The sequence below is a fragment of the Streptomyces sp. NPDC079141 genome, from assembly GCF_040686775.1.
GTDB lineage: Bacteria > Actinomycetota > Actinomycetes > Streptomycetales > Streptomycetaceae > Streptomyces.
In genome coordinates, this window is record NZ_JBFBLP010000020.1 from 58,143 (window position 1) to 82,443 (window position 24,301).

22 protein-coding genes and 1 pseudogene are annotated in these 24,301 nt (G+C 71.1%); 12 read left to right on the forward strand and 11 right to left on the reverse strand.

Annotated features, from left to right (window positions below; all coding sequences use genetic code 11):
* Positions 1-10: 10 nt before the first annotated feature.
* The 6 genes from AB0Q90_RS36215 to AB0Q90_RS36240 all read right to left on the reverse strand — a co-directional run bounded on the left by AB0Q90_RS36215 (position 11) and on the right by AB0Q90_RS36240 (position 3,243).
* Positions 11-856, reverse strand: coding sequence for an SAM-dependent methyltransferase (locus tag AB0Q90_RS36215; RefSeq protein WP_363158427.1), 846 nt, complete (start codon positions 854-856; stop codon positions 11-13).
* A 1-nt stretch (position 857) separates the two neighbouring features.
* On the reverse strand, positions 858-1,649 hold the full coding sequence (locus AB0Q90_RS36220; protein ID WP_363158426.1) for a methyltransferase domain-containing protein: 792 nt from the start codon (positions 1,647-1,649) through the stop codon (positions 858-860).
* 44 nt (positions 1,650-1,693) lie between these two features.
* On the reverse strand, positions 1,694-2,410 hold the full coding sequence (locus AB0Q90_RS36225; protein ID WP_363158425.1) for a hypothetical protein: 717 nt from the start codon (positions 2,408-2,410) through the stop codon (positions 1,694-1,696).
* Positions 2,411-2,414: 4 nt separating this feature from the next.
* On the reverse strand, positions 2,415-2,654 hold the full coding sequence (locus AB0Q90_RS36230) for a hypothetical protein (protein ID WP_363158424.1): 240 nt from the start codon (positions 2,652-2,654) through the stop codon (positions 2,415-2,417).
* A 230-nt stretch (positions 2,655-2,884) separates the two neighbouring features.
* The gene (locus tag AB0Q90_RS36235; protein ID WP_363158423.1) at positions 2,885-3,043 is read right to left on the reverse strand and encodes a hypothetical protein; all 159 of its coding nucleotides are present in this window, start codon (positions 3,041-3,043) and stop codon (positions 2,885-2,887) included.
* Between the two features lie 59 nt (positions 3,044-3,102).
* Entirely contained in the window at positions 3,103-3,243 is a 141-nt protein-coding gene (locus AB0Q90_RS36240) for a hypothetical protein (RefSeq protein ID WP_363158422.1), read from the reverse strand.
* Between the two features lie 181 nt (positions 3,244-3,424).
* Between AB0Q90_RS36240 and AB0Q90_RS36245 the strand changes: the two genes are divergently transcribed.
* Positions 3,425-3,865, forward strand: a complete 441-nt coding sequence (locus AB0Q90_RS36245; protein WP_363158420.1) for a DUF6278 family protein — start codon at positions 3,425-3,427, stop codon at positions 3,863-3,865.
* Positions 3,866-3,993: 128 nt separating this feature from the next.
* Positions 3,994-4,737: an amino acid ABC transporter ATP-binding protein gene (locus tag AB0Q90_RS36250; RefSeq protein ID WP_363158419.1), complete on the forward strand. Its 744-nt coding sequence runs from the start codon at positions 3,994-3,996 to the stop codon at positions 4,735-4,737.
* Between the two features lie 260 nt (positions 4,738-4,997).
* Here the strand turns inward: AB0Q90_RS36250 and AB0Q90_RS36255 are convergent.
* Together AB0Q90_RS36255 and AB0Q90_RS36260 are read right to left on the reverse strand one after the other, a co-directional pair.
* Positions 4,998-5,983: pseudogene (locus tag AB0Q90_RS36255) on the reverse strand (CocE/NonD family hydrolase).
* A 114-nt stretch (positions 5,984-6,097) separates the two neighbouring features.
* Entirely contained in the window at positions 6,098-6,856 is a 759-nt protein-coding gene (locus AB0Q90_RS36260; protein WP_363158418.1) for a hypothetical protein, read from the reverse strand.
* Positions 6,857-6,937: 81 nt separating this feature from the next.
* Here AB0Q90_RS36260 and ggt point away from each other — a divergent pair, with 81 nt between their 5' ends.
* Positions 6,938-8,737, forward strand: coding sequence for a gamma-glutamyltransferase (gene ggt / locus AB0Q90_RS36265; protein WP_363158417.1), 1,800 nt, complete (start codon positions 6,938-6,940; stop codon positions 8,735-8,737).
* Here the strand turns inward: ggt and AB0Q90_RS36270 are convergent, their stop codons facing one another.
* Together AB0Q90_RS36270 and map are read right to left on the reverse strand one after the other, a co-directional pair.
* Positions 8,738-11,275: an ATP-dependent Clp protease ATP-binding subunit gene (locus AB0Q90_RS36270; protein WP_363158416.1), complete on the reverse strand. Its 2,538-nt coding sequence runs from the start codon at positions 11,273-11,275 to the stop codon at positions 8,738-8,740.
* 190 nt (positions 11,276-11,465) lie between these two features.
* Complete coding sequence (gene map, locus AB0Q90_RS36275; RefSeq protein ID WP_363158415.1) at positions 11,466-12,233, reverse strand: type I methionyl aminopeptidase; 768 nt, start codon at positions 12,231-12,233, stop codon at positions 11,466-11,468.
* 32 nt (positions 12,234-12,265) lie between these two features.
* On the opposite strand from map, the gene AB0Q90_RS36280 reads away from it, so the two are divergent.
* The 9 genes from AB0Q90_RS36280 to AB0Q90_RS36320 all read left to right on the forward strand — a co-directional run bounded on the left by AB0Q90_RS36280 (position 12,266) and on the right by AB0Q90_RS36320 (position 23,475).
* The gene (locus AB0Q90_RS36280; RefSeq protein ID WP_363158414.1) at positions 12,266-12,517 is read left to right on the forward strand and encodes a helix-turn-helix transcriptional regulator; all 252 of its coding nucleotides are present in this window, start codon (positions 12,266-12,268) and stop codon (positions 12,515-12,517) included.
* A 132-nt stretch (positions 12,518-12,649) separates the two neighbouring features.
* The gene (locus tag AB0Q90_RS36285) at positions 12,650-14,443 is read left to right on the forward strand and encodes a hypothetical protein (RefSeq protein ID WP_363158413.1); all 1,794 of its coding nucleotides are present in this window, start codon (positions 12,650-12,652) and stop codon (positions 14,441-14,443) included.
* A gap of 158 nt (positions 14,444-14,601) precedes the next feature.
* On the forward strand, positions 14,602-15,444 hold the full coding sequence (locus AB0Q90_RS36290; protein ID WP_363158412.1) for a nitrilase-related carbon-nitrogen hydrolase: 843 nt from the start codon (positions 14,602-14,604) through the stop codon (positions 15,442-15,444).
* Positions 15,441-16,724 (forward strand): aspartate aminotransferase family protein, encoded by a 1,284-nt coding sequence (locus AB0Q90_RS36295; RefSeq protein ID WP_363158411.1) that lies wholly within the window; start codon positions 15,441-15,443, stop codon positions 16,722-16,724. Before AB0Q90_RS36290 ends, AB0Q90_RS36295 begins: the two co-directional genes overlap by 4 nt.
* Before the next feature lie 26 nt (positions 16,725-16,750).
* Positions 16,751-18,283 carry a PucR family transcriptional regulator gene (locus AB0Q90_RS36300; RefSeq protein WP_363158410.1) on the forward strand — a complete coding sequence of 511 codons (1,533 nt, stop codon included), beginning with the start codon at positions 16,751-16,753 and terminating at the stop codon, positions 18,281-18,283.
* A gap of 155 nt (positions 18,284-18,438) precedes the next feature.
* Positions 18,439-19,281, forward strand: a complete 843-nt coding sequence (locus AB0Q90_RS36305; RefSeq protein ID WP_363158409.1) for a nitrilase-related carbon-nitrogen hydrolase — start codon at positions 18,439-18,441, stop codon at positions 19,279-19,281.
* 82 nt (positions 19,282-19,363) lie between these two features.
* Positions 19,364-20,767 carry a dihydropyrimidinase gene (hydA, locus tag AB0Q90_RS36310; protein WP_363158408.1) on the forward strand — a complete coding sequence of 468 codons (1,404 nt, stop codon included), beginning with the start codon at positions 19,364-19,366 and terminating at the stop codon, positions 20,765-20,767.
* A gap of 11 nt (positions 20,768-20,778) precedes the next feature.
* Positions 20,779-21,798: a TIGR03842 family LLM class F420-dependent oxidoreductase gene (locus tag AB0Q90_RS36315; protein WP_363158407.1), complete on the forward strand. Its 1,020-nt coding sequence runs from the start codon at positions 20,779-20,781 to the stop codon at positions 21,796-21,798.
* 147 nt (positions 21,799-21,945) lie between these two features.
* Complete coding sequence (locus tag AB0Q90_RS36320) at positions 21,946-23,475, forward strand: NCS1 family nucleobase:cation symporter-1 (RefSeq protein WP_363158406.1); 1,530 nt, start codon at positions 21,946-21,948, stop codon at positions 23,473-23,475.
* A 24-nt stretch (positions 23,476-23,499) separates the two neighbouring features.
* Here AB0Q90_RS36320 and AB0Q90_RS36325 read toward each other — a convergent pair whose 3' ends face one another.
* Positions 23,500-24,162, reverse strand: a complete 663-nt coding sequence (locus tag AB0Q90_RS36325) for a hypothetical protein (protein ID WP_363158405.1) — start codon at positions 24,160-24,162, stop codon at positions 23,500-23,502.
* Positions 24,163-24,301: the final 139 nt, after the last annotated feature.

Here is a 24,301-nt window from a genome sequence, read left to right on the forward strand (position 1 = left end):
CGGGAGAGGTTCAGTAGTAGTGCCGCATCAGCTCGTCCACCCACTCGGGCTGTACGACGTCCTCGGGCGGCGCGAACTGGCGCAGATACGGCTTGATGTCGAGGACGGGCGTGCCGTCCACGGCGTCGAGCCCGCGCACATGCACGTCCAGCCCGTCCACCTTCAGCAGCCGGCAGCGCGAGACCCCGATGCGGTTGGGGCGGTTCTTGGCGCGCTGGGCGAAGATCCCGGCCCGCGGCCACTCGGGGTTGCCGCGCGGATGCCGGGCCCCCGTGTGGATCTTCTCCGGCTCGACCCGGTGGAAGTGGAAGACGACCTCCACGTGGGAGAAGGCATCCAGGCCGAGCAGTGCCTCGGGGGTGAACCGCTCCGCGTCCAGCCGGATCACCGACGTCACGTTCCCCCAGTGGTCGTCGGAGAGGTCGGTGCGGTCGGTGCGGACGTGCGCGATCGGCACGATCCCGCCGATCGCGTCCGGCCGCGGTTCCTCCAGGTGCGAGAACCACACCTCGTCCCGGACCAGCAACTCGCCCTCGGCGGCGCGCTGCACCGTCAGATAGGTGTCGTCGGCCCGCACGTCCAGCAGCTCGGCCAGCCGGCCCTGGATCAGCCGCAGCAGCGCGCCCACCTGGTCCTTGCTGTAGCTCTCCTTGCACACCACGAACCCGACCGGCGCCGGGGTGACATCCGCCGTGCGCCACTCGGGCCGGTAGTAGGTGCCGGGTTCCAGCCGCTGCCACCACAGCCAGCAGTGGCCGTCGGGCAGGCCGAGCAACTCCTCCACATCGGCGGCGAGTCGTTCGAGACAGGCGCTGCCCGGACTGGCGGCGGGGGAGAACAGCCTGATGACCGGCATCTCAGCGCCCCCCGCCCCGCGGCTTGATCCCGATCACCAGGCAGGTGCGCAGCGGAACGAGGAACGCGTCGCCGTGCGCGCGAATCCCCAGCGCCTCGCGGTGGGCCGCGGGTGCCTGGGCCAGCCGGCGCCGGACCGACGCCTCGGTCGCGGTCGCGGCGCTGTCGCAGCGGCGCCGCACCGGCATGTCGGCGCGGTCCTCGGTCTGCCCGCCGCGGGCCACGGGGACCCTCAGCCCGGCGCCCTTGAGGAGGGCGATCCACTCCGTGCGGGTGTGGCTGCGCCGGTGCGTGGGGTCGCGCAGGACCTCCAACTCGTTGCCCAGTGCATCGATCTCGGGATCCTCGTGCCCCTCCAGGTCGATCACGGCGAGCCGCCCGCCGGGCCGCAGCAGCCGGGCCATCTCGCCCACGGCCCTCGGCACGTCGGGGAAGCGGTGCGCGGCAAGCCGACAGGTCACCAGATCGAACGAGCCGTCGGGGAAGGGAAGTTCCGCCGCGTCGGCCCGAACCGTCTGCACGGCGACCGAGCGTGCGGCGGCGAGGGCGCGGAAGGCCGCCAGCCGCGCGGGTTCGGGGTCCACACCGACGAGACGGGCCGGGTAGTCGGCGGCGAAGGACAGCGCCAGCCGGCCCGTACCGCAGGCGATGTCGCAGATCGCGCTGCCGGTCTGCGGTCCGAGCGCTCTGTGCAGCGCCTGCGTGGACGGGTTCGACCGATGCGTCCCGCCCGTCGCGAGGGTGTCGACGACCATGGGGGGACGCCGGCTGGAGAGCGTACCGCTCGCGGGCATGCCGTTCCCTTTCCTGTGGTGCCGCTGCTGGATCCGGAGCATCGTCATGAGGTCATGTCCATCAGCGAGATGAGCGCGGGCAGCGGATCCCGGGCCGGACCCGGACCGCACGGGTTCAGGGTGTGACCGACCCCTTTGAACACATGGACCCGGACCGCCGGCGAGTGGGGGCCGATGAGGTGACGGGCGGACCAGTCGGCGTACATGGCCGGTTCGAACACCGCGGGCGGCAGCTCGTCCTCCGCGTCGTCGGTGAGATAGCCGACCAGGTCGAAACCGCCGTAGACCAGCTCGATCAGGGGGATGCGGGAGATGAGGAAGGCGTCCGACTCCACCACCGTGCCGATCAGGACGACGCGGTCGGCGTGCGGGGGTACGCCGGACTCCAGCAGCCGCAGCAGGGCCTGGCCGCCGAGCGAGAAGCCGACCAGTGACAGGGGGCCGGTCGTCAGGTGGCGGCTGCCGTTCAGCAGTTGTTCCAGTCGCTCGGCGTGGGCCCGCTCGTCGGCCTCCGACGCGGGGGCGCCGGGCTCCCGGGCCGGCATGTCGCAGCGCAGCACCTGGGCCCCGGCCGCCACCAGACGTTCCGTCAGATCGGTCAGCAGCAGGTCGTCCCGGCCCTCGCCGTCGAGCGCCGTGACGCTGCCGGGGCCGGCGAGCAGCACGGTGGAGGTCGCCGGCGCCGCGGGGAACGACCGCATCGCCCGATACGGCCTGCCGTCCGGGTCCCGGCGCCACTGGATGTGCCGGTGGATGCTCATCGGTTCACCTCCCGCACGCGGCTTCGGCCTCGGTCGGCCGGAGGGTCACCGGGGAGGCATGTTCCCCCTCCGGACCGCCGAGGCCGGCTCTCGGGTGGCTCCGCGGGGCGCCGTCGTGCGCCGACCGGTCGGCGCGGTCGATGGAGCGGCCGCTCGGGCCGATGCGCGGCGCGGGGTGCTTCCGGAGCGGTCCGGTGCCGGCGCGCACGGCGGTGGTGGCTGCTGCGGCAACCGTCCTGCTCATCGGGACCTCGTCTCCTCACGCCTGTTCGGGCACGGTCCGCGCTTCCGGATCACGCCCGGTCACGGGCCCTTCCCGGCCCGTCCCTCTACGGGCCGGGAAGGCCGTGCAGCGCTCGTTTACGCCCTCGCCCCGTCCCCACGGTCGGGGGCTGTCGAGCGCTCTCCGGGACCCGTCCCTCGTCGGGCCCGGGAGGTCGTTCTCCGCCTCGGTTCCGGTCGGCACGTCAGGGGTCAGATCTCGACCTCGATGACGGTGGCCTCGGTGATGTTGGTGGCCTCCACCAGGGTCTCGACGGGCGCGGTGGCCGAGGCGGCGGCGACGGCGCTCAGGGTGATGCCCTCCTCGCCCGGCTCCAGATGGATGCGGATGACCTTCGTCTCTTCGTGCATGTCCGTGTTCCCTTCGGTGAGGGGCGGCAGCGATGGCACCGCCCGCGGACGGGGCCCGCTCACGTGCTGGGGAGCGGGGTGGGTGCGGCGCGGCGTGCTGCGTCCTGGAGTCCGGGCGAGTCCGTCCGGCCGCGGACCGTGCGCTCCCGCAGGAGAGCGACTCGTCCGCCCTCGTTCACCTGGCAGGGGATCTTCTGCACGACTTCCCGCCTTTCGGAAGCCCGGAGTCCACATTTCTGAACTCATTGCTCAGTGAACTCATTACCCGATGAACTCTACGGACGTTGAATAACTTTTGGCAAGGGGGGTCCCGGGGCCGTGTCCCGTCTGTGTCCCGCGTGCCGGTAGTGCTGGAGGCGTCCTCGATGCGAGGCTGAGCGTATGAACATCCCTTTCCTGGGCAACTGGCGGAAGAGGCACGGCCCCGCCTTCGGCGTCGCGGTGTTCTCGGACGGCGACGAAGGCCGCGAGGGCATCGCCGAGCTGCTCTCCGAGTGCGACCTGCTGCGCTCCCAGGCGGCCCGGGAGGGAATCCAACTGGACGACACCGCGGCCTCGTTGGAGGCGCTCGACCAGCTGCTGCCGCGCTGGCGGGACGACGAGGAGGTGCTGCCCTGGCTCGGCAATGACGCGGGCCTGTATCTCGGCACCGTCATCGTGCGCACCGTCCCCGGGGCGCTCTGGGAGATCTGGCCCAACGGTCAACCCGTCGTCCGGCTCGCCTCCGGGCGCGAGTTCGACGTCGTGGCATCCGGGCACGAGTGGGCTTCGAGCGGAGTCCCCGAGCTGTCGCAGCTGTATGCGGAGGTCGCGGAGGCGTGAATCCCTGGCCTGAGCTGCGGCTTAAATACGGCTAATGCCCGAAAAGTGCGTGTCGTCCATTAACTCCACTTGTGTCTGGATAGTTTGCGGCAACCACGACACAGCTGAGACTGAGATAGGGCTGGGGCATGGTTGTCGATCCGTTGATCGAGCTACGTGACGTGAACAAGTACTTCGGGGAGCTGCATGTCCTGCAGGACATCAACCTCACCGTCGGCAAGGGGGAGGTGGTCGTGGTCATCGGCCCGTCGGGGTCGGGAAAGTCGACGCTGTGCAGGGCGATCAACCGGCTGGAGCCCATCCGCTCCGGCACGATCCTGCTCGACGGAAAGCCGCTGCCCGAGGAGGGCAAGGCCCTCGCGCGGCTCCGGGCCGACGTCGGCATGGTCTTCCAGTCCTTCAATCTCTTCGCCCACAAGACGGTTCTGCAGAACGTCTCGCTGGGCCAGATCAAGGTCCGGGGACGCAAGAAGGAGCAGGCCGACCAGCGCTCCCGTCAACTCCTCGACCGCGTCGGCCTCGCCGACCAGGCCGACAAGTACCCGGCCCAGCTCTCCGGCGGCCAGCAGCAGCGCGTGGCCATCGCCCGCGCCCTCGCCATGGAGCCCAAGGCGCTGCTCTTCGACGAGCCGACCTCGGCCCTCGACCCGGAGATGATCAACGAGGTCCTTGAGGTCATGCGGCAGTTGGCCCACGAGGGCATGACCATGGTCGTCGTCACCCACGAGATGGGCTTCGCCCGCTCCGCCGCCAACCGCGTCGTCTTCATGGCCGACGGCCGCATCGTCGAGGACCGCAGCCCCGAGGGGTTCTTCACCGCGCCGGAGAGCGAGCGGGCCAGGGACTTCCTCTCCAAGATCCTCAAGCACTGACCGGGGGGAGTACGCCCATGTGCCCTACCACACCTGTGCCTTCGGCGGGGCCGGGCGGCCGGTGCTCGCGGCCCGGCCGCCGCCCGGGACGACCGGCGCGCCGGGCCTCGACTAGGATGTGCCGTTCGTCCCCGTAGCGGCCGCACAGGCCGCCCCGGTCCACCGGGGGACGCTGCTGCCGGCCGGGGAAACCGCAACGGCACCCCGGGCCGCAGGGGGCAGCAGACACAGAGCCATACCCGCCCGGCGCCGGCCGGAGATCACTGCTCGCGCAGGGGGATCGACACGTACGACGGGTCGTTCGCCGGCGAGGAGAAGGTCAGCTGAGCGCCGGACGGGTTGTGCTCGCTGCAGAGCGGGTCGACTGTGTCGACCACCAGGGCCGGCCGATGGCCCGCCGGGACGTCGTAGGCCGTGGAGAACAGCTCCACGTCGACGCCGAACGGCCGCCCGGGCGTGCGTCCGTGGAAGGTGTACGGCGCGGTGCTGACCAGCTTGCCGAGGCCGAGCGCCCCCACGTCGTAGAGGCAGGCGACAAGGGTGCCGCTCTCCTTGGTGGGGGTGAGGGTGGTGTGCAGGCGGACCGTGCCGCGCACCCGCTGGACGGTGGGGTACTTCTCCGACTGCCACACGGCCGCCCAACGGCGCGGGAGCAGGGGGATGGCGGCCGTCGGGGGCACCTTGGCGATCTGGTCGAGGAGGCCGGACAGCAGCACGATTCCGCCGTCCGTGACCGTTCCGGTTCATCCCGTGATGACGCTGGTGCTCCGCCCCTGTCCGTCGTGCGCGGCGATGACGCAGGCTGATCCCGGCGCCGTACGAGGCGTCCATCATGCCGATCCGCTGCGCGTCTGCCGGGGTGTTGACGAGTGCCCAGTCGATGACTTTGGAGGCGTCGGCCATGTCGGGCGGGCCGGCTGCTTTGTCTCGCCGCCCGACTGCCGGAAGCCGCGCGCTTTGCAACTGGCCACTGGATAGCCGGAGTCCGCCAACTTCTGGGCGTGGGCGAGGTGCTCGGCCTACGGCATGCCCCAGCTCGTGGGGAGTATCAGCAGCGGGTAGCGGGGCGTGCCTCGGCGCCGGCGAGCGTGGCGACATTCGCCTTGAGGGCCGTGCCGCCCTAACCGGCGATGTCGACGAAGCGGATGCCGCCCGTCGACGCCGACGCGACGGGGGCGACGTCGGCGATCAGGGCCGCCGAGACGACGCCCACGGCGGTGGTGCGCAGAGACTTGCGGTGTTCCACGGGGCACTCCTCACTCGTGTCAGTGCAAAGTGACGCGACGGTAACCGCGGCCTCTTACCGTAGGTAACCCGTCGGTAAGTTGCGCGGGAGTAGCGATTGTTGAGTTGGGGGGACTCAGGAGGCGCGGTGGGAGTTCCGGGGAGCTGCCGCAGCCGGCAGGGGTGCCTGCGCGGTCCGGGTGACATCGCCGACCAGTTCGACCACGTCCGGACCGTAGGCCTGGGAGTTGATCACCTTCAGGAGCAGGACGAAGGAGCCGGTGCCGTACTTGCGGGCCAAACGCTCGTGGTTGCGGGCCAGATAGCGGGTCGCCGCCTGGTTGGTGATGGCGCGCTGGCCGCAGAAGAGGAAGACCGGCCGGCTCTGCTTCGGGTCGCCCGCGGTGAGCCGGGCCAGCAGGACGTACTCCGCCACGCCCGCCTCCAGGCGGTAGCGCTCGGTGCCGATCTGGAACGCGCCCCGGTCCGGGCCGGGTTCGGGGTCGATGTTGACGCGTATCCCGGGCAGCATCGCCGACATGTGCGCCACCATGCGCCGGTTCGAGCCGGGGCCTCCCACACAGAACTCGGTGCGCTCGCCGAAGCCCTGATGGACCGAGTCCTGGGTGACCACCTGGACATGGGCGCCGCAGTCCTTGATCAGCGCGGACAGCTCCAGCAGCGCGAACACGTCGAAGCGGTGCACCGCCGGCTCGGAGGTGGCCGGGTCGCGGTTGACGACGAGCAGTGACTCCGAGTTCTCCGGTAGCCCGAGGAAGGCCTGCTTGCGGCGGAGCTTGCGCCGCCACAGATAGGTACGGGCGATCCAGCCCAGTCCCGCGCTGATGGCCGCCGCCACCACGCCGAGGACGATGTTGCGCACGTCGTCATTCATGGGGGCGCATGGTAGCGGGTGCTCCTGACGGGGCCATGTCCATCTAATAGGCTGCGCGAACGGTCTCCCCCGGAGGTGCGGATGCGTCGTCCTGTCGCGCGCAAGCTGTCGGTCCTGGCGGTCTCGGCCGCCGTCGTGTCGGTGGGGGCCGCGGCGCCTCCCTCCGCTGAACATACGGCCGTCGAGAAGGCCCCCGTCGCCGTCGGATACGGCGGCGCCGTCGCGAGCGTCGACCCGGACGCCTCCGCCGCCGGTATCGAAGTGCTCAGAAGGGGCGGCAACGCCGTCGACGCGGCCGTCGCCACCGCCGCCGCCCTGGGCGTCACCGAGCCCTACTCCGCGGGCATCGGCGGCGGCGGTTACTTCGTCTACTACGACGCCAAGTCCCGTGCGGTACGCACCATCGACGGCCGTGAGACCGCCCCGCTGAGCGCGGACTCCGGTCTCTTCCTGGAGAACGGCACGCCGATCCCCTTCGCCGAGGCCGTCAGCAGCGGACTGAGCGTGGGCACCCCCGGCACGCCCGCCACCTGGCAGCGGGCGCTGGACAAGTGGGGGAGCAGGAGCCTCGGGACGCTGCTGAAGCCCGCCGAGCGCCTCGCCCGCGACGGCTTCACCGTGGACGCCACCTTCCGCGCGCAGACCGCGGCCAACGAGACCCGGTTCCGCTACTTCCCGGACACTGCCGAGCTGTTCCTGCCGGGCGGCGAGCTCCCGGTCGTCGGCTCTACCTTCAAGAACCCCGATCTCGCCCGCACCTACGCCGAGTTGGCGACGAAGGGCGTCGGCGCGCTGTACCGGGGCGACCTGGCGAAGGACATCGTCGACACGGTCAACGCCCCGCCCGTGGACCCGGCCTCCGGCTGGAAGGCCCGCCCCGGCGACCTCACCGCCGAGGACCTGGCCGCCTACCGCACCAGGCTCCAGGCGCCCACGAAGACCTCGTACCGCGGTCTAGGCGTCTACTCCATGGCGCCCTCCTCCTCCGGCGGTACGACCGTCGGCGAGGCGCTCAACATCCTGGAGAACACCGACCTCTCCGAGGCGAGCGACGTCCAGTACCTGCACCGCTACATCGAGGCGAGCCGCATCGCGTTCGCGGACCGCGGGCGCTGGGTCGGCGACCCCGCCTTCGAGGACGTACCGACGAAGGAGCTGCTGTCGCAGAAGTACGCCGACTCGCGCGAGTGCCTGATCGAGGACGACGCCGTGCTCACGAGCCCGCTCGCGCCCGGCGACCCGCGTGATCCGGCGGGCTGCGAAGCGAGCGGTACGGCGGCCCCGACCACCTACGAGGGCGACAGCACCACCCACCTCACCGTGGCCGACAAGTGGGGCAACGTCGTCTCCTACACGCTGACCATCGAGCAGACCGGCGGCAGCGGCATCACCGTCCCGGGCCGTGGGTTCATCCTCAACAACGAGCTCACGGACTTCTCCTTCGCCCCGGCCAACCCGGCCGTCCACGACCCGAACCTGCCGGGCCCGGGCAAGCGTCCGCGCTCCTCGATGTCCCCGACCATCGTCCTCGACCAGCACAACAAGCCGGTCGTGGCGCTCGGTTCACCCGGCGGCGCGACCATCATCACCACCGTGCTGCAGACCCTCACCGGGTTCCTCGACCGGGGCGTGCCGCTCGTCGACGCCATCGCCGCGCCGCGCGCCAGCCAGCGCAACCAGACCACCACCGAACTCGAACCGGGGCTCTACGACAGCCCGTTGAAGGCCGAGCTGGAGTCGATCGGGCACGGGTTCCGGCTCAACCCCGAGATCGGCGCGGTGGCCGGCGTGCAGCGGCTGCCGGACGGCAAGTGGCTCGCCGCCGCCGAGAAGGTACGGCGGGGCGGCGGCTCGGCGATGGTCGTGTACCCGGCGCCGTAGTCACAACTCGGGGGCGGGCGCGGTGTCTTCCGTGCGGAAGGCCAGCCGTCCGCCCTCGACGTCCACCGTCACCCGGCCGCCCTCCTCGACCCGGCCGTCCACCAGCAGCCGGGACAGCCGGTTGTCGACCTCGCGCTGGATGGTGCGGCGCAGCGGGCGGGCGCCGTACTCGGGCTGGTAGCCGCGTTCGGCCAGCCAGTCCACGGCCGCCTCGGTGAACTCCACCGTGACGTCCTGCGCGTGCAGCAGCCGGCGCGTCCGGTCCAGCAGCAGGTTGGTGATCTGCCGCAGCTGGTCCGGGTCGAGCTGCTTGAACACCACGATCTCGTCGATGCGGTTGAGGAACTCGGGCCGGAAGTGCTCGCGCAGCGGCCGGAGGATCCGCTCGCGCCGCGCCTCCTCGTCCGACTCGGTGTCACCCGCGCCGAAACCGATGCCCGCGCCGCGCCGGGTGATCGCCTCCGAGCCGAGGTTGGACGTCATGACGATCACGGTGTTGGTGAAGTCCACCGTGCGGCCCTGGCTGTCGGTCAGCCGGCCGTCGTCGAGGACCTGCAGCAGGATGTTGAAGACGTCCGGGTGCGCCTTCTCCACCTCGTCGAGCAGCAGCAGCGAGTACGGATGGCGGCGCACGACCTCGGTGAGCTGGCCCGCCTCCTCGTGCCCGACGTAGCCGGGCGGGGCGCCGACCAGGCGGCTGACGGTGTGCCGCTCCTGGTACTCGCTCATGTCGAGGCGCACCATGCGCTCCTCGCTGCCGAACAGCGCCTCCGCCAGGGCGCGCGCCAGCTCGGTCTTGCCGACGCCGGTCGGCCCGAGGAAGAGGAAGCTGCCGATCGGCCGGTCGGGGCTGGCGAGCCCGGCCCGCGAACGCAGCACCGCCTCGGACACCACGCGCACGGCCTCGTCCTGGCCGACGACCCGCTCGTGCAGATGCTGCTCCAGGCCCAGCAGCCGGTCCTTCTCCTCCTCGGTCAGGCTGCTCACCGGGATGCCGGTCTGCCGCGACACGACCTCGGCGACGGCCTCGGCGGTGACCTCCAGGTTCTGCCCCTCGTCGGCCTCGCCGTCCCCGGCGTCCGCGATCCGCTGCTTCAGCTCCACGATCCGGTCGCGCAGCTGGGTGGCCTGCTCGTACTGTTCGTCCGCGACGGCCTGGTCCTTGTCCCGGGCCAGCTGCTCGACCTCGCGCTCCATGGCCCGTACGTCCGTGCCCTTGGTGCGCGCCCGCAGCCGTACCCGGGCGCCCGCCTGGTCGATCAGGTCGATCGCCTTGTCCGGCAGCCGGCGGTCGGAGAGATAGCGGTCGGACAGCTCCACCGCGGCGACGAGCGCGTCGTCGCTGTAGCGGACCTGGTGGTGGGCCTCGTAGCGGTCGCGCAGGCCGCGCAGGATCTCGATCGCGTCGGCGGTGGTCGGCTCGGGCACCAGGATCGGCTGGAAGCGGCGGGAGAGCGCCGCGTCCTTCTCGATGCGCCGGTACTCCTCCAGCGTGGTGGCGCCGACGATGTGCAGCTCGCCGCGGGCGAGGGCCGGTTTGAGGATGTTCCCGGCGTCCATCGCACCGCCCTCGCCGCCGCCTCCGGCGCCGACGACCGTGTGCAGCTCGTCGATGAAGACGATCAGCCGGTCGGAGTGGGCGCGGATCTCGCCCACGATGTTGGTCATCCGCTCCTCGAAGTCGCCCCGGTAGCGGGTGCCCGCGACGACCGCCGTCAGGTCGAGGGCCACCACGCGCCGCCCGATCAGTACGTCCGGCACGTCCCCGTCGGCGATCCGCTGGGCCAGGCCCTCCACGATCGCGGTCTTGCCGACGCCCGCGTCGCCGATCAGCACGGGGTTGTTCTTGCCGCGCCGGGAGAGCACCTCGATGGTCTGTTCGATCTCCTCGTCGCGTCCGATCACCGGGTCGATCCGGCCCTGGCGGGCCAGGTCGGTGAGGTCCCGGCCGAACTTGTCCAGGGTCGGGGTGTCGGCGGAGCGGGGCCGCTCCGGCCGCTGTGCGGTCTCCGGCGCCTCGGACGGCAGGCCCGCGGGGGAGAAGCGGGCCGAGTTCAGGATGTGCCCGGCGGCCGAGTCGGGGTTCGCGGCGAGCGCGCTGAGCACGTGCTCCGGGCCGATGTAACCGGCGCCGCGGGACCTGGCCAGGTCGTGCGCGTCCAGCAGGGCCCGCTTGGCGGCCGGGGTGAGCGACAGCGAGGTCGGGGGCGGCACCTCGCCGGGTGGGTGCTGGACCGGGCCGGAGCGCTCGTCGATCTCCGTGGCCAGGGAGTCGGGGTCGGCCCCGGCCCGGCTGAGCAGGCTCCGGGTCGGCTCGGCGGACAGCGCCGCGCGCAGCAGGTGCTGGGTGTCGAGGTCCCGGCTGCCGTGCTCGGCGGCGTACTGGGCGGCGCCGCGCACGAGTTCCCTGGCCGGCTGGCTGAGCAGCTGGCCGATGTTGATCTGACGGGGACCGGGGCGCGGGCCGCCGAAGAAGCGGGCGAGGAATTCGCCGAAGGGGTCGCCGTAGCCCTCCGGGCTGTTGAAGCCGTTGGTCATCGGTTCCGTACCTTCGCTGACGACGTACCGGAAGCGGGTGCCCGGCACTACGTGCGCTTATGCCACGATTGCACGAACTTGTGCGAGGGGCATGCGCAGGGCGCCTGCGGATGGGGGCTTCGGGGGGTCGTCGGCGGGCGCGGGTGAGTTGTGGTTGCTCGCGCAGTTCCCCGCGCCCCTGAAGGGCGCTTCACCTCGCTGTCAGGATGCGAGGGCCGCCCTCCGTGATCGCCACCGTGTGTTCCGCGTGGGCCGCCCTTGAGCCGTCGTTCGTCCTGAGGGTCCAGCCGTCCGGGGCCGCGTGGTAGCCGTCCGTGCCGCCCGCGATCACCATGGGCTCGATGGCGAGGACCATGCCACGGCGCAGGGGGAGGCCGCGGGCGGGGCGGCCCTCGTTGGGGACCGGGGGGTCCTCGTGCATACGGCGGCCGATGCCGTGGCCGCCGAAGTCCTCGGGGATGCCGTAGCCGGCCTTGCGGCACACCGTGCCGATCGCGTGGGCGATGTCGCCGATGCGGTTGCCGACGACGGCTGCCTCGATGCCGGCCGCCAGGGCCCGCTCGGCCGTCTCGATCAGGCGCAGGTCCGCCGGGCGCGGGGTGCCGACGGTGAAGCTGATCGCGGAGTCGCCGACCCAGCCGCCCAGTTCGGCGCCGAAGTCGATGGAGACGAGGTCGCCGTCGCGCAGCCGGTAGGCGGTCGGGATGCCGTGCACGATCGCGTCGTTCACCGAGGCGCAGACGACGGCCGGGAAGGGCGTCGGCGCGAAGGAGGGGCGATAGCCGAGGAAGGGCGACGAGGCGCCCGCCGCGCGCAGGACGTCGTGCGCCACCTCGTCCAGCTCCAGCAGGGAAACGCCCACGTCGGCGGCTTCCCGTACGGCCGTCAGGGCGCGGCCGACGACCTGTCCTGCCTCGTACATGGCATCGATCGATGTGTCTGTCTTGAGCTCCACCATGCCAATTACTATACCGGTATTAGAATGGGGGCATGGTACGTACCCCTCTCACCCCCGAAGAGCGCGAGCGCGGCGAGCGGTTCGGCCGTCTGCTCCGTGAGGCCCGCGGCGGCCGCAGCATGGCGGAGGTCGCGGCGGCCGCCGGCGTCTCCGCCGAGACGCTCCGCAAGATCGAGACCGGCCGTGCGCCGACCCCGGCGTTCTTCACGGTGGCCGCGCTGGCCCAGGTGCTCGGGCTGTCGCTGGACGAGCTGGTCGTGATGTGCGCGCCGGTCGGTGTGTGAGGGGACCTGACCTCACGTTGTGCCAGCGCGGGCGTACTCTGCGTCCGGCCGGAAAACTCCCCGTAGCGTCCCCGTAACACGACTGGTGTTGCCTTACGGACCGGAGTGCTCCGGTCTGGCGGGAGTTGGGCGATGACTGTGAAACAACTCCCGGGACAGGTGCGGGAGTTCGCGAACTACCTGGACGGTCTGCTGGCGCGCCTGGATCAGGGCGGCGGCTGGTGCGGGGTGTTCTGGCAGCGCGATCCTGACGGCATGCAGGCCTGCGTCGACGGGCGTGAAGTGCCGCCCTGGGACGTGGTGGAGGCGCTGCTCCAGGATCTTGCGGCGGGGTACGGCCCCGATGCCGCCCGCGCCGAGGCCGAACACGCCCGTGCACTGCACGCCGCCGCGCTCACCGCGTACGACGCCCGGCCCGGCGGCCGGGACGCCCTCGGTGACCGCCTCGACGTCATGCTCCGCGAACAGCGCTACGCCGCCGAACGGCAGGCGGAACTGGGCCGCTTGCTCGCCGTCGCGACCTCCCCGGAGGAGGCCGACGCCATCCGCCTCGACCTCGCCTGGGCCCGCGACGACCATGAGCGGGCGACGGCCCGGTGCGCGGAACTCCGGGCGCGGAAGGAGGAGTTGGAGCGCCTCGACGCCAGTGGACAGGCGGCGGCGATCCGACGGGGGCGCGGGGACGAGGGGAGTGCGGTGTTCCGGGTCGAGGGGGTCGAGGGGGGAGCCTCGGAACGGGCGGCCGGGCCCTCGGGGGCGCGGGGCGCCCCGCACGAAGGCGACGGGTGGGGTCCCGCGGTGCCTCAGCAGCGAGCGGCACAGGGGCGGTGGGACGCACCGCACGCGGGGGCCCCTGCGGGGGCGCAGAGCCGGGCCGCCGGTCGACGCTTCGAGGCGACCGGGGATGGGGCAGCGGCTTCCGGCGCTGGGCGGTTCGATGTGACTGGGCCTGGGGCGGGGGCTTCCGGTGCCGGGCACCCCGCCCCCGGGTCGGATGCCTTTGGCCCCGGCGTCGGACACCCCGCCCCCGGTCCGGACGCCTATGGCCCCGGCGCCGGACAAACCACCCCCGCTACCCCCTGGTCGCACGCCGACTCCACCCACCCCACCCCACAGTCGGCGGCGCCCACCCCGCAGCCGCCGGCGCCCACCCCGCCGCCAGCGGCTCCCGCCCCACAGCCGGCGCCCCCCGCCCCCAAGCAGCGCAAGCGCCGCCGTGGCAGTGCACGGTTCGCCGGGATGGCGGAGGAGGAGGTCGCTCCCGTCGCCGTGCCGCCCGCTGTCGTGCCGGTGCTGCCCGAGCCGGCCGCGGGGTCCGGCCGTACCCCGCGCGGTGCGCGGTTCGCGGGGGCCGACGCCGTGGAGCAGCCGGAGCCGCAGGCCGTGCCGCTCGACGGGGCGGACCGGCAGGAGATCGCCGGGGCCGTCGCCAGGCTCGTGCGGCTGCGCACCGAGGGCCGTAGCGGCGAGGCGCACGCCCTGCTGGCCGAGATCGCGTACTCGGCCGCTGCCCGCTACCCGCTGCTCGCCGTGGAGATGCAGCACGCCGGGCTGGGCGCCGACTGGGCCACCCTGCTCTGGGAGGCCGCCTCACTGCCCGCCGACCGGCTGGTCGCCGCGGCCGACGCCCTGGTCGCCGGGGGCCGCGGCGCCGACGCGGAGCAGATCCTGCGGCAGGGCGTGGTCCGGCCCCCCGAGGAGATAGGGCGGGCCGTGCTGGGGCTGGCGCAGGAGGGCCGCCGGCGCGAGATCCGCGCGCTGCTCGACGCCTACGTCCGCGTCCGCACCCCCGAGGAGGCCGCCCGCAGCGCCGCCGCCGACCCGCAGACCCTCGTACCGTTGCTTCTGGAGGCCGCGCGGAGCGTCTCGGAGCAGCGGCACTGGGACCTCGTCCATGCGCTGCGGGTCGCCGGATTCACCACCTGACCGGGTGTGTCGCTCACCCGCAGGAGTGTGAAACCTGATCGACTCAGCGGGTTAACGACGATGGTCTTGGCAAGCCTGTCCGGGAGGCTTACGTTCGTCCCTCTACGGCCTGCGTCTACGGGCGTAGAGGCTCTGACGTCCCGTCGAAGGAGCAGCTCATGGCCAACGTCGTCCGCGCCGCCCTGGTCCAGGCCACCTGGACCGGCGACACCGAGTCCATGGTGGCGAAACACGAGGAGCACGCCCGCGAGGCAGCCCGCCAGGGCGCCAAGGTCATCGGGTTCCAGGAAGTCTTCAACGCTCCCTACTTCTGTCAGGTGCAGGAGCCGGAGCACTATCGGTGGGCCGAACCGGTGCCCGACGGGCCGACCCTGCGTCGTATGCAACAGCTCGCGCGCGAGACCGGCATGGTGATCGTCGTGCCGGTCTTCGAGATCGAGCAGTCGGGCTTCTACTACAACACCGCGGCCGTGATCGACGCCGACGGCTCGTACCTCGGCAAGTACCGCAAGCACCACATCCCGCAGGTCAAGGGCTTCTGGGAGAAGTACTACTTCAAACCGGGCAACGCCGGCTGGCCCGTCTTCGACACCGCCGTGGGCAAGGTGGGCGTCTACATCTGCTACGACCGCCACTTCCCGGAGGGCTGGCGGCAACTCGGCCTGAACGGCGCCCAGTTGGTGTACAACCCGTCCGCCACCCACCGTGGTCTGTCCTCCTACCTGTGGCGTCTTGAGCAGCCCGCGGCGGCCGTCGCCAACGAGTACTTCGTCGCCGCGATCAACCGCGTCGGCGTCGAGGAGTACGGAGACAACGACTTCTACGGGACGAGCTACTTCGTCGACCCGCGCGGACAGTTCGTGGGCGGGACCGCCAGTGACACCAAGGAGGAACTCCTCGTCCGCGACCTCGACTTCGACGTCATCGAAGAGGTGCGGCAGCAGTGGGCCTTCTACCGAGACCGCCGCCCCGACGCCTACGAAGGGCTGGTGCAGCCGTGACCGACCTCTACGCCCGCCATCGCACCGTCCTCCCCGACTGGCTCGCCCTCTACTACGAGGAGCCCCTGGAGATCACCCACGGCGAGGGCCGCCACGTCTGGGACGCCGAGGGCAACAAGTACCTCGACTTCTTCGGCGGCATCCTCACCACGATGACCGCGCACGCGCTGCCCGAGGTGACCAAGGCGGTGAGCGAGCAGGCCGGGCGGATCATCCACTCCTCGACCCTGTACCTCAACCGTCCGATGGTCGAACTGGCCGAGCGCATCGCCCAGTTGAGCGGCATCCCGGACGCCCGCGTGTTCTTCACCACCTCCGGCACCGAGGCCAACGACACCGCGCTGCTGCTGGCCACCGCCTACCGGCGCAGCAACACGATCCTGGCCATGCGCAACAGCTACCACGGCCGCTCCTTCAGCGCGGTCGGCATCACCGGCAACCGCGGCTGGTCCCCGACCTCCCTCTCCCCGCTCCAGACGCTCTACGTCCACGGCGGCGTCCGCACCCGTGGCCCCTACGCCGGGCTCAGCGACGACGCCTTCATCGCGGCCTGCGTCGAGGACCTGACGGACCTGCTCGGCCACACCCGCGCGCCCGCGGCCCTGATCGCCGAGCCGATCCAGGGCGTCGGCGGCTTCACCTCCCCGCCGGACGGCCTCTACGCCGCCTTCCGCGAGGTGCTCGCCGAGCGCGGCATCCTGTGGATCGCCGACGAGGTGCAGACCGGCTGGGGCCGCACCGGCGACCACTTCTGGGGCTGGCAGGCGCACGGCGCTTCGGGGCCGCCGGACATCGTCACCTTCGCCAAGGGCATCGGCAACGGCATGTCCATCGGCGGGGTCGTGGCCCGCGCCGAGGTCATGAACTGCCTGGACGCCAACAGCATTTCCACCTTCGGCGGCACCCAGATCACCATGGCGGCGGGCCTCGCCAACCTGACGTACCTGCTGGAACACGACCTCCAGGGCAACGCCCGACGGGTCGGCGGGCTGCTCATCGAGCGGCTGCGGGCGGTCGCCGCGCACGTCCCGCACGTGCGCGAGGTGCGCGGCCGCGGCCTGATGATCGGCATCGAGCTGGTGAAGCCCGGCACGGACCAGGCCGATCCGGAGGCCGCGAGTGCCGTCCTGGAGGCGGCCCGCGCGGGCGGACTGCTCATCGGCAAGGGCGGCGGACACAGCACCAGCGCGCTGCGCGTGGCCCCGCCGCTGTCCCTGTCCGTCGCGGAGGCGGAGGAGGGCGCCGCGATCCTCGAAAGCGCTCTGAGGAGCCTGCAATAAGACAGTCAGTGAGGGAAGCGACAGCCATGACCACCACCCTGGAACCCGCCCTGTCGGTCCGTCAGGTCCTCACCCTGGAACGGGTGCTCGCCGGGGAGCCCGAGGTGGTGGCCGGCGCCGGTCAGCTCGACCGGCCCGTGCGCTGGGTGCATGTGGCGGAGGCCGCCGATGTCGGCGTGATGCTCACCGGCGGCGAGATGGTCCTCACCACCGGCGTGCTCCTCGCCGGCGACGAGGACAAGCAGGCCGAGTACATCCGGTCCCTGCACCGTGCGGAGGCGTCGGCCGTCGTCCTCGGACTCGGGCGCGCCTTCCCGGCCGCGCCGGACGTGATGCGCCGGGCGGCCGAGCGGTGCGGGCTGCCCATGGTCGTCCTGCACCGGCCCTTTCCCTTCGCCGAGCTGACCGAGGAGGTCCAGTCCCGGCTGGTGCGGCGGAAGTTCGCCGCCGTCAGCCTGTCGGAGTCGGTCCGCACCGCCCTCACCGGTCTGATCACCGCGGGCGCCCCGCTCCAGCGCCTGATCGACGAGATCGCCCAGCACAGTGCCTGTCCCGTCGTCGTCACCAACCTCGCGCACCGCGTGCTGGCCACCGCGGGGGAGCGGCCGGCCGTGGACGACGTGCTGCGCGACTGGGAGCGCATCGCCCGTCAGGCCGGCGGCAGCGAGGGCGACGGCTGGATCCGTTCCGAACTCGGCGGGCGCGGCGAACGCTGGGGCCAGATCATGCTGTGCGGCTACCGCGGCGACACCGCCACCGGACGGCTGCTCGCCGACCGCGCGGCCGAGGCCCTGGTCCTGCACCGCATGCTCGGCGGCAACTCCGCCTGCACCTGGGAGGAGCAGTCCGCACAGAGCCTGTTGACCGACCTGGTCAGCGGGGTCGTACCGGCCCGGCAGCTGCTGCCGCGGGCGCGGGCGGCGGGACTGCCGGTCAACCGGCGCACGTTCGTGCCGATGGTGGTGCGGGACGGCGATCCGGCCGAACTCGACCGTGTCCTAAGGCTGCTGGGGCTGCCCGGCCTCGTCGCCGAGCTCGCCGACGGGGCCACCGCGGTGCTGCTGAGTCTCGCCCGGGACCAGGACGCCGCCGTGCTCACGGCCAACTTCGCGGCCCGGCTGACCCGGACGGTCGTGGCCGCCGCGGACCCGAGAACCGCGTGGGACGACGTTCCCGCCGGTATGCGCGAGGCTCAGCACGTCGCGGACGCCGTCGCCTCGGGCGTGCTCGACCTCCCGCTCGTCGTCCGCCTCAGGGACGTCCATCTGCGCGGCCTGATCCGGCTGTTGCGGGACGACCCACATGTGCAGTCCTTCGCGGAGCGGGAGTTGGACGGGCTGCTGTGCGGGGCCGGGGACGATCTGCTCGCCGTACTGCGCACCTATCTCGCCACGGGCCGCAACAAGTCCCGCACCGCCCAGCTCCACCACGTCTCCCGGCCCGCGCTCTACCGCCGGCTGGAGGCCATACAGGCGCGCCTCGGGGTCGACCTCGACGACTTCGAGCAAGCGGCGTCGGTGCACATCGCGCTCCTCGCGCATGACGCGCAACAGGGGTGAAACATGGGACGACCTGGGAAAACGGTGGTGAAACATGGGCCCACGACAGGGTGACACCGTGGCACGCCGGGCGCCCGCAGACGTGACACGGTGCAACTCAAAGCCGGTTTTCGGACTTCCTAGTCTTCTCGCACACCGAGCGACCGGAGGTCCCGATGAGCAGAGTGATCCGTGCCGCCCTCTTCCAGACCGCGTGGACGGGCGACAAGGAATCGATGATCCAGGTGCACGAGCAGGCGGCCCGCGACGCGGCCGCCCAGGGTGCTCAAGTCCTGTGCTTCCAGGAGCTGTTCTACGGGCCGTACTTCTGCCAGGTCCAGGACAAGGCGTTCTACGAGTACGCCGAGCAGATTCCGGACGGGCCGATCGTCAAGCGATTCCAGGCGCTGGCCAAGGAGTTGGGCATCGTCCTGATCCTGCCGATGTACGAGGAGGAGCAGCCCGGCGTCCTCTACAACACCGCGGCCGTGATCGACGCGGACGGCTCGTACCTCGGCAAGTACCGCAAGCACCACATCCCGCAGGTGCCCGGCTTCTGGGAGAAGTTCTACTTCCGCCCCGGCAACAGCGGTTGGCCGATCTTCGACACGGCCGTAGGCAAGATCGGCGTCTACATCTGCTACGACCGCCATTTCCCGGAGGGCTGGCGGGCGTTGGGCCTGGCCGGTGCCGAGATCGTCTTCAACCCGTCCGCCACCTCACGCGGCCTGTCCGCCTACCTGTGGCAGCTGGAGCAGCCGGCGGCGGCCGTCGCCAACGAGTACTTCGTCGGCGCGATCAACCGGGTCGGGGTCGAGGAGCTGGGCGACAACGACTTCTACGGGACGACCTACTTCGTCGACCCGGAGGCCCAGTTCGTCGGCGAGGTGGCCTCCGACAAGGAGACCGAACTCGTCGTCCGCGACCTGGACATGGCCAAGCTGCGCGAAGTCCGCGACCGCTGGCAGTTCTACCGGGACCGCCGCCCCGACGCGTACGAGCCGCTGACCGCTCCGTAGCCGACCGCGACGTCCGCCGGTCCGGCGCACGGGGGCCGGGCCGGCGGCACCGACCGACTCGCACGACACCAGGAGAGGGAGCATGAGCAGCCGTACCGTGATCCGTGGTGGTCTTGTCATCACCGCGTCCGACGAGATCCACGCCGATGTCCTGATCGAGGACGGCCGCATTGCCGCCCTCGCCGCCTCCGGCACCCCGGCCGCCGAGGCCTGGACGGCCGAGCGGACCATCGACGCCACCGGGAAGTACGTCATCCCGGGCGGGGTCGACGCCCACACCCACATGGAGCTGCCGTTCGGCGGCACCTTCGCCTCCGACACCTTCGAGACCGGCACCCGGGCCGCCGCGTGGGGCGGTACGACGACCATCGTCGACTTCGCCGTGCAGAGCGTGGGGCACAGCCTGCGCGAGGGGCTCGACGCCTGGCACGCCAAGGCCGAGGGCAACTGCGCCATCGACTACGGCTTCCACATGATCGTCTCCGATGTGAACCAGGAGACGCTCAAGGAGATGGACCTGCTGGTCGAGGAGGGAGTCACCTCCTTCAAGCAGTTCATGGCCTACCCGGGCGTCTTCTACAGCGACGACGGCCAGATCCTGCGCGCCATGCAGCGCTCCGCCGAGAACGGCGGCCTGATCATGATGCACGCCGAGAACGGCATCGCGATCGACGTCCTGGTGGAACAGGCCCTGGCGCGCGGGGAGACCGACCCCCGCTATCACGGCGAGGTCCGCAAGGCCCTGCTGGAGGCCGAGGCCACCCACCGCGCCATCAGGCTCGCGCAGGTCGCGGGGGCTCCGCTGTACGTCGTGCACGTCTCGGCCATGGAGGCAGTGGCCGAGCTGGCGCGGGCGCGCGACGAGGGGCTCAACGTCTTCGGCGAGACCTGCCCGCAGTACCTGTTCCTGTCGACCGACAACCTCGCCGAGCCCGACTTCGAGGGCTCGAAGTACGTGTGCTCGACGCCCCTGCGCCCCAAGGAGCACCAGGCCAAGCTGTGGCAGGGCCTCAGGACCAACGACCTCCAGGTCGTCTCCACCGACCACTGCCCCTTCTGCTTCGTGGGCCAGAAGGAGCTGGGCCGGGGCGACTTCTCGAAGATCCCCAACGGGCTTCCGGGCGTGGAGAACCGGATGGACCTGCTCCACCAGGCCGTCGTCGACGGGCACATCTCGCGCCGCCGCTGGATCGAGATCGCCTGCGCCACCCCGGCCCGGATGTTCGGGATGTACCCGAAGAAGGGCACGATCGCGCCGGGCGCCGACGCCGACGTGGTCATCTACGACCCGCACGCCGAGCAGACCGTCTCCGCCGAGACGCACCACATGAACGTCGACTACTCGGCGTACGAGGGCAAGCGCATCACGGGCCGGGTCGAGACGGTCCTCTCGCGCGGCGAACCCGTCATCACCGAGCGGGAGTACACCGGACGCGCGGGTCACGGCGTCTACACCCCGCGCTCCACCTGTCAGTACCTCAACTAGGAGTGGCGCACATGGACTTCGGACTCGTCCTGCAGACCGACCCGCCGGCCTCCAAGGTCATCAGCCTGATGAAGCGGGCCGAGCGCAACGGCTTCACCTACGGCTGGACCTTCGACTCCGCCGTGCTGTGGCAGGAGCCGTTCGTGATCTACAGTCAGATCCTGTCGAACACCACGAAGTTGACGGTCGGGCCGATGGTCACCAACCCGGGCACCCGCACCTGGGAGGTCACCGCCTCGACCTTCGCCACCCTCAACGACATGTTCGGCAACCGCACGGTGTGCGGCATCGGACGCGGCGACTCCGCGATGCGCGTCGCGGGCCGTGCGCCCAACACGCTGGCCCGTATCAGCGAGGCCATGAAGGTCATCCGGGCGCTGGGCTCCGGTAAGGAAGCCGACCTCGGCGGCACGGTCGTCAGGTTCCCCTGGATCAAGGAGGACGCCCAACTCCCCGTATGGATGGCCGCGTACGGCCCCAAGGCCCTGAAGATGACGGGCGAGGAGGCCGACGGGTTCATCCTCCAGCTGTCCGACCTGTATCTGACGGAGTACATGGTCAAGGCGGTGAAGGACGCGGCCGTCGCCGCCGGGCGCGACCCTGCCGAGGTGAAGATCTGTGTCGCCGCCCCGGCCTACGTCACCGAGGACGACTCGCCCGAGGCGCTCGCCCACGCGCGCGAGCAGTGCCGTTGGTTCGGCGGCATGGTCGGCAACCATGTGGCCGACCTGGTGTCGAAGTACGGCGAGCACTCCGCGGCCGTACCCGATGAACTCACGGACTACATCAAGGCCCGTGAGGGGTACGACTATTCGCACCACGGACGCGCCGACAACCCCGACACCGCGTTCGTGCCCGACGAGATCGTCGACCGGTTCTGCATCATCGGCCCGGTCGAGAAGCACATCGAGAAGCTGAACGCGCTGCGTGAACTCGGCGTCGACCAGTTCGCCGTCTACGACATGCATGACGCCCAGGAGGCCGTCATCGACGCGTACGGGTCGACGGTGATCCCGGCCGTCAACGGCTGAGGCCAACGGCTCAGGTCCCTCCCCACTCCTGTGAACTCCCCCTTCCCGCCGTCCCGGGAAGGGGGTCCAGGGCGCGATTTCGCGCACCCCCCATCGGCGTTACCCGCACGGCCTTTCCCGTCCCGCCTTCCCTTGATTGGCCTGCCCATGACCGACACCGCTCCCACGGCCATACCGCCGTCCTCCCAAGTCACCCTCGCCGACGGCCGGGTGGAGATCGCCCCGGGTGCCCCCGCTCCCAGCGGCCCCTACGCCAACGAGGACCTGCTGCCGGTCCCGGTGGAGAAGCGCACCTGGACCACGTACAACTTCTCCGCGCTGTGGGTCGGCATGGCCCACAACACCGCCTCCTGGACCCTCGCCTCCGGGCTCATCGCCGTCGGCATGGACTGGAAGCAGGCGGTGCTCACCATCGCGCTGGCCAACGTCATCGTGCTGGTGCCGATGCTGCTCACCGGGCACGCCGGACCGAAGTACGGCATCCCCTTCCCGGTCTTCGCCCGCGCCTCCTTCGGTATCCGTGGCGCCAACCTCCCCGCTGTCGTACGGGCGTTGGTGGCGTGCGGCTGGTTCGGCATCCAGACCTGGATCGGCGGCGAGGCGATCTACTTCCTCGCCGGGAAGCTCATCGGCGACGGCTGGACGGACGCCGGGAGGATCGGCGGCTACGCCTGGACCATGTGGCTGTCGTTCGCGATCTTCTGGGCGCTCCAGGTCGCCATCATCTACCGGGGCATGGAGACGATCCGCCGCTTCGAGAACTGGGCGGCGCCCTTCGTGCTGGTGGGCGCCTTCGTGATGCTGTGGTGGATGAGCGACAAGGCCGGCGGCTTCGGCCCGCTGCTCGACCAGCCCTCGAAGCTGGGCTGGGGCGGCGACTTCTGGAAGCTGTTCTGGCCGTCCCTCATGGGCATGATCGGCTTCTGGTCCACGCTGTCGCTGAACATCCCTGACTTCACCCGGTACGGCAAGAGCCAGAAGGCCCAGACCTGGGGTCAGGCGCTCGGCCTGCCGACGACGATGACCCTCTTCGCGTTCCTGTCGGTGATGGTCACCTCCGGTTCGGCGGCGGTGTACGGCGAGCCGATCTGGGACCCGGTACAGCTCGCCGCGAAGACCGACAACGTGGTCGGACTGCTCTTCGCGCTGGTGACCGTGCTGGTGGCGACCCTGTCCGTGAACATCGCGGCCAACCTGGTCTCACCGGCCTTCGACTTCTCCAACATCGCGCCCCGGAAGATCAGTTTCCGGGCCGGCGCGCTCGCCACCTGTGTCCTCGGCGTGCTGATCTTCCCGTGGAAGCTGTACTCGGACCCGCAGGGCTACATCTTCACCTGGCTCGGCCTGGTCGGCGGTCTGCTCGGCACGGTCGCGGGCATTCTCATCGCCGACTACTGGCTGCTGCGCCGCGCCCGGCTCGACCTGGCCGACCTGTATCGCACGGGCGGCCGTTACTGGTACGAGGGCGGCTGGAACTGGCGGGCCGTCGTCGCCTTCCTGACCGGCGGCGTGCTGGCCGTCGGCGGCGCCGACTTCGATCCGCTGATCGACGGGCGGCCGATTCCGGCGCTGGCCGATCTGGCCGACTACGGCTGGGCGGTGGGTCTGGCCACGTCGATGCTGCTGTACCTGGCGCTGATGAAGCTGACGCCTCCCGCGGTGCGAACCGACGCCTGAGCGCACGGGGGAGGGCGGCCGGTCCTACCGGTCGCCCTCCAGCGCCGCCACCGCGTCCTTGGCGGCCTTGATGGCCCCCTTGTTGATCTCGTCCGTGGCCGGTGCTTCCTTCGATTCGAAGTCGCTGCCGTTGTACGTGACGACGATCAGCGCGTTGGACGCACGGGCGATCACGACGCCCTCGCGGGTCTCCTGCTTGTCCTCGGTGGTCAGGTTCACCACCGAGTAGCCCGCGTCACCGAGTCCCGGTACGTCCCCTCCGCCGCTCTTGTCCGCAATGCGCTCCTTGTATGACTTCTCTGCCGCTTCGTCCGACTTGGCGACCTCGAAGGACACGTCGAGCCAGCGGTAGTCGTAGCCCTTGAGTGCGTTCCAGGAGCAGGTGCGCCGCAGCTTCGTGTCCGTCGACGGGATCTCCTTGCCGGCCGCCTTGGCGCCCGGAACAAGCGATTTGACCGTTTTTTCGGTAATGCTGTCGCAGGGCGCGGGAGCACTGGAGTACGTCTGCGACGCGGCCGCCGTCGACGGGGCGGAGGCGGACCTGTTCTCCGTCTTCTGCCCCGCCTCGGGCTCGGCGGCAGGCGCCGCGGAGAGCGGACCGGACGTCAGGGTCCAGCCCGCCACGGCGAGCACGGCGACGGGAGACAGACGTGCGGTGAGGACGAGCGGCAGGGAAAAGGAACGCACGGCGCACTTCTCGTGGGGGACGGACGGTGCGGAAGGTGTCCGCACTGCGGACGGGACGACAGTGTCACACGACTCCCTGTGGGGCGGAAGTGCCAACTCGCTCCGTGCCGACGCGGTCACAGGACCTGACCACGTTGAC

Coding starts and splice junctions, on each gene's coding strand:
- AB0Q90_RS36220 (WP_363158426.1), bottom strand. CDS start 1,649: ATGCCCGCGAGCGGTACGCTCTCCAGCCGGCGTCCCCCCATGGTCGTC.
- AB0Q90_RS36260 (WP_363158418.1), bottom strand. CDS start 6,856: ATGAATGACGACGTGCGCAACATCGTCCTCGGCGTGGTGGCGGCGGCC.
- AB0Q90_RS36225 (WP_363158425.1), bottom strand. CDS start 2,410: ATGAGCATCCACCGGCACATCCAGTGGCGCCGGGACCCGGACGGCAGG.
- AB0Q90_RS36320 (WP_363158406.1), top strand. CDS start 21,946: ATGACCGACACCGCTCCCACGGCCATACCGCCGTCCTCCCAAGTCACC.
- hydA (WP_363158408.1), top strand. CDS start 19,364: ATGAGCAGCCGTACCGTGATCCGTGGTGGTCTTGTCATCACCGCGTCC.
- AB0Q90_RS36215 (WP_363158427.1), bottom strand. CDS start 856: ATGCCGGTCATCAGGCTGTTCTCCCCCGCCGCCAGTCCGGGCAGCGCC.
- AB0Q90_RS36245 (WP_363158420.1), top strand. CDS start 3,425: ATGAACATCCCTTTCCTGGGCAACTGGCGGAAGAGGCACGGCCCCGCC.
- AB0Q90_RS36280 (WP_363158414.1), top strand. CDS start 12,266: ATGGTACGTACCCCTCTCACCCCCGAAGAGCGCGAGCGCGGCGAGCGG.
- AB0Q90_RS36230 (WP_363158424.1), bottom strand. CDS start 2,654: ATGAGCAGGACGGTTGCCGCAGCAGCCACCACCGCCGTGCGCGCCGGC.
- AB0Q90_RS36315 (WP_363158407.1), top strand. CDS start 20,779: ATGGACTTCGGACTCGTCCTGCAGACCGACCCGCCGGCCTCCAAGGTC.
- AB0Q90_RS36250 (WP_363158419.1), top strand. CDS start 3,994: ATGGTTGTCGATCCGTTGATCGAGCTACGTGACGTGAACAAGTACTTC.
- AB0Q90_RS36270 (WP_363158416.1), bottom strand. CDS start 11,275: ATGACCAACGGCTTCAACAGCCCGGAGGGCTACGGCGACCCCTTCGGC.
- ggt (WP_363158417.1), top strand. CDS start 6,938: ATGCGTCGTCCTGTCGCGCGCAAGCTGTCGGTCCTGGCGGTCTCGGCC.
- AB0Q90_RS36305 (WP_363158409.1), top strand. CDS start 18,439: ATGAGCAGAGTGATCCGTGCCGCCCTCTTCCAGACCGCGTGGACGGGC.
- AB0Q90_RS36290 (WP_363158412.1), top strand. CDS start 14,602: ATGGCCAACGTCGTCCGCGCCGCCCTGGTCCAGGCCACCTGGACCGGC.
- AB0Q90_RS36235 (WP_363158423.1), bottom strand. CDS start 3,043: ATGCACGAAGAGACGAAGGTCATCCGCATCCATCTGGAGCCGGGCGAG.
- AB0Q90_RS36285 (WP_363158413.1), top strand. CDS start 12,650: ATGACTGTGAAACAACTCCCGGGACAGGTGCGGGAGTTCGCGAACTAC.
- AB0Q90_RS36300 (WP_363158410.1), top strand. CDS start 16,751: ATGACCACCACCCTGGAACCCGCCCTGTCGGTCCGTCAGGTCCTCACC.
- map (WP_363158415.1), bottom strand. CDS start 12,233: ATGGTGGAGCTCAAGACAGACACATCGATCGATGCCATGTACGAGGCA.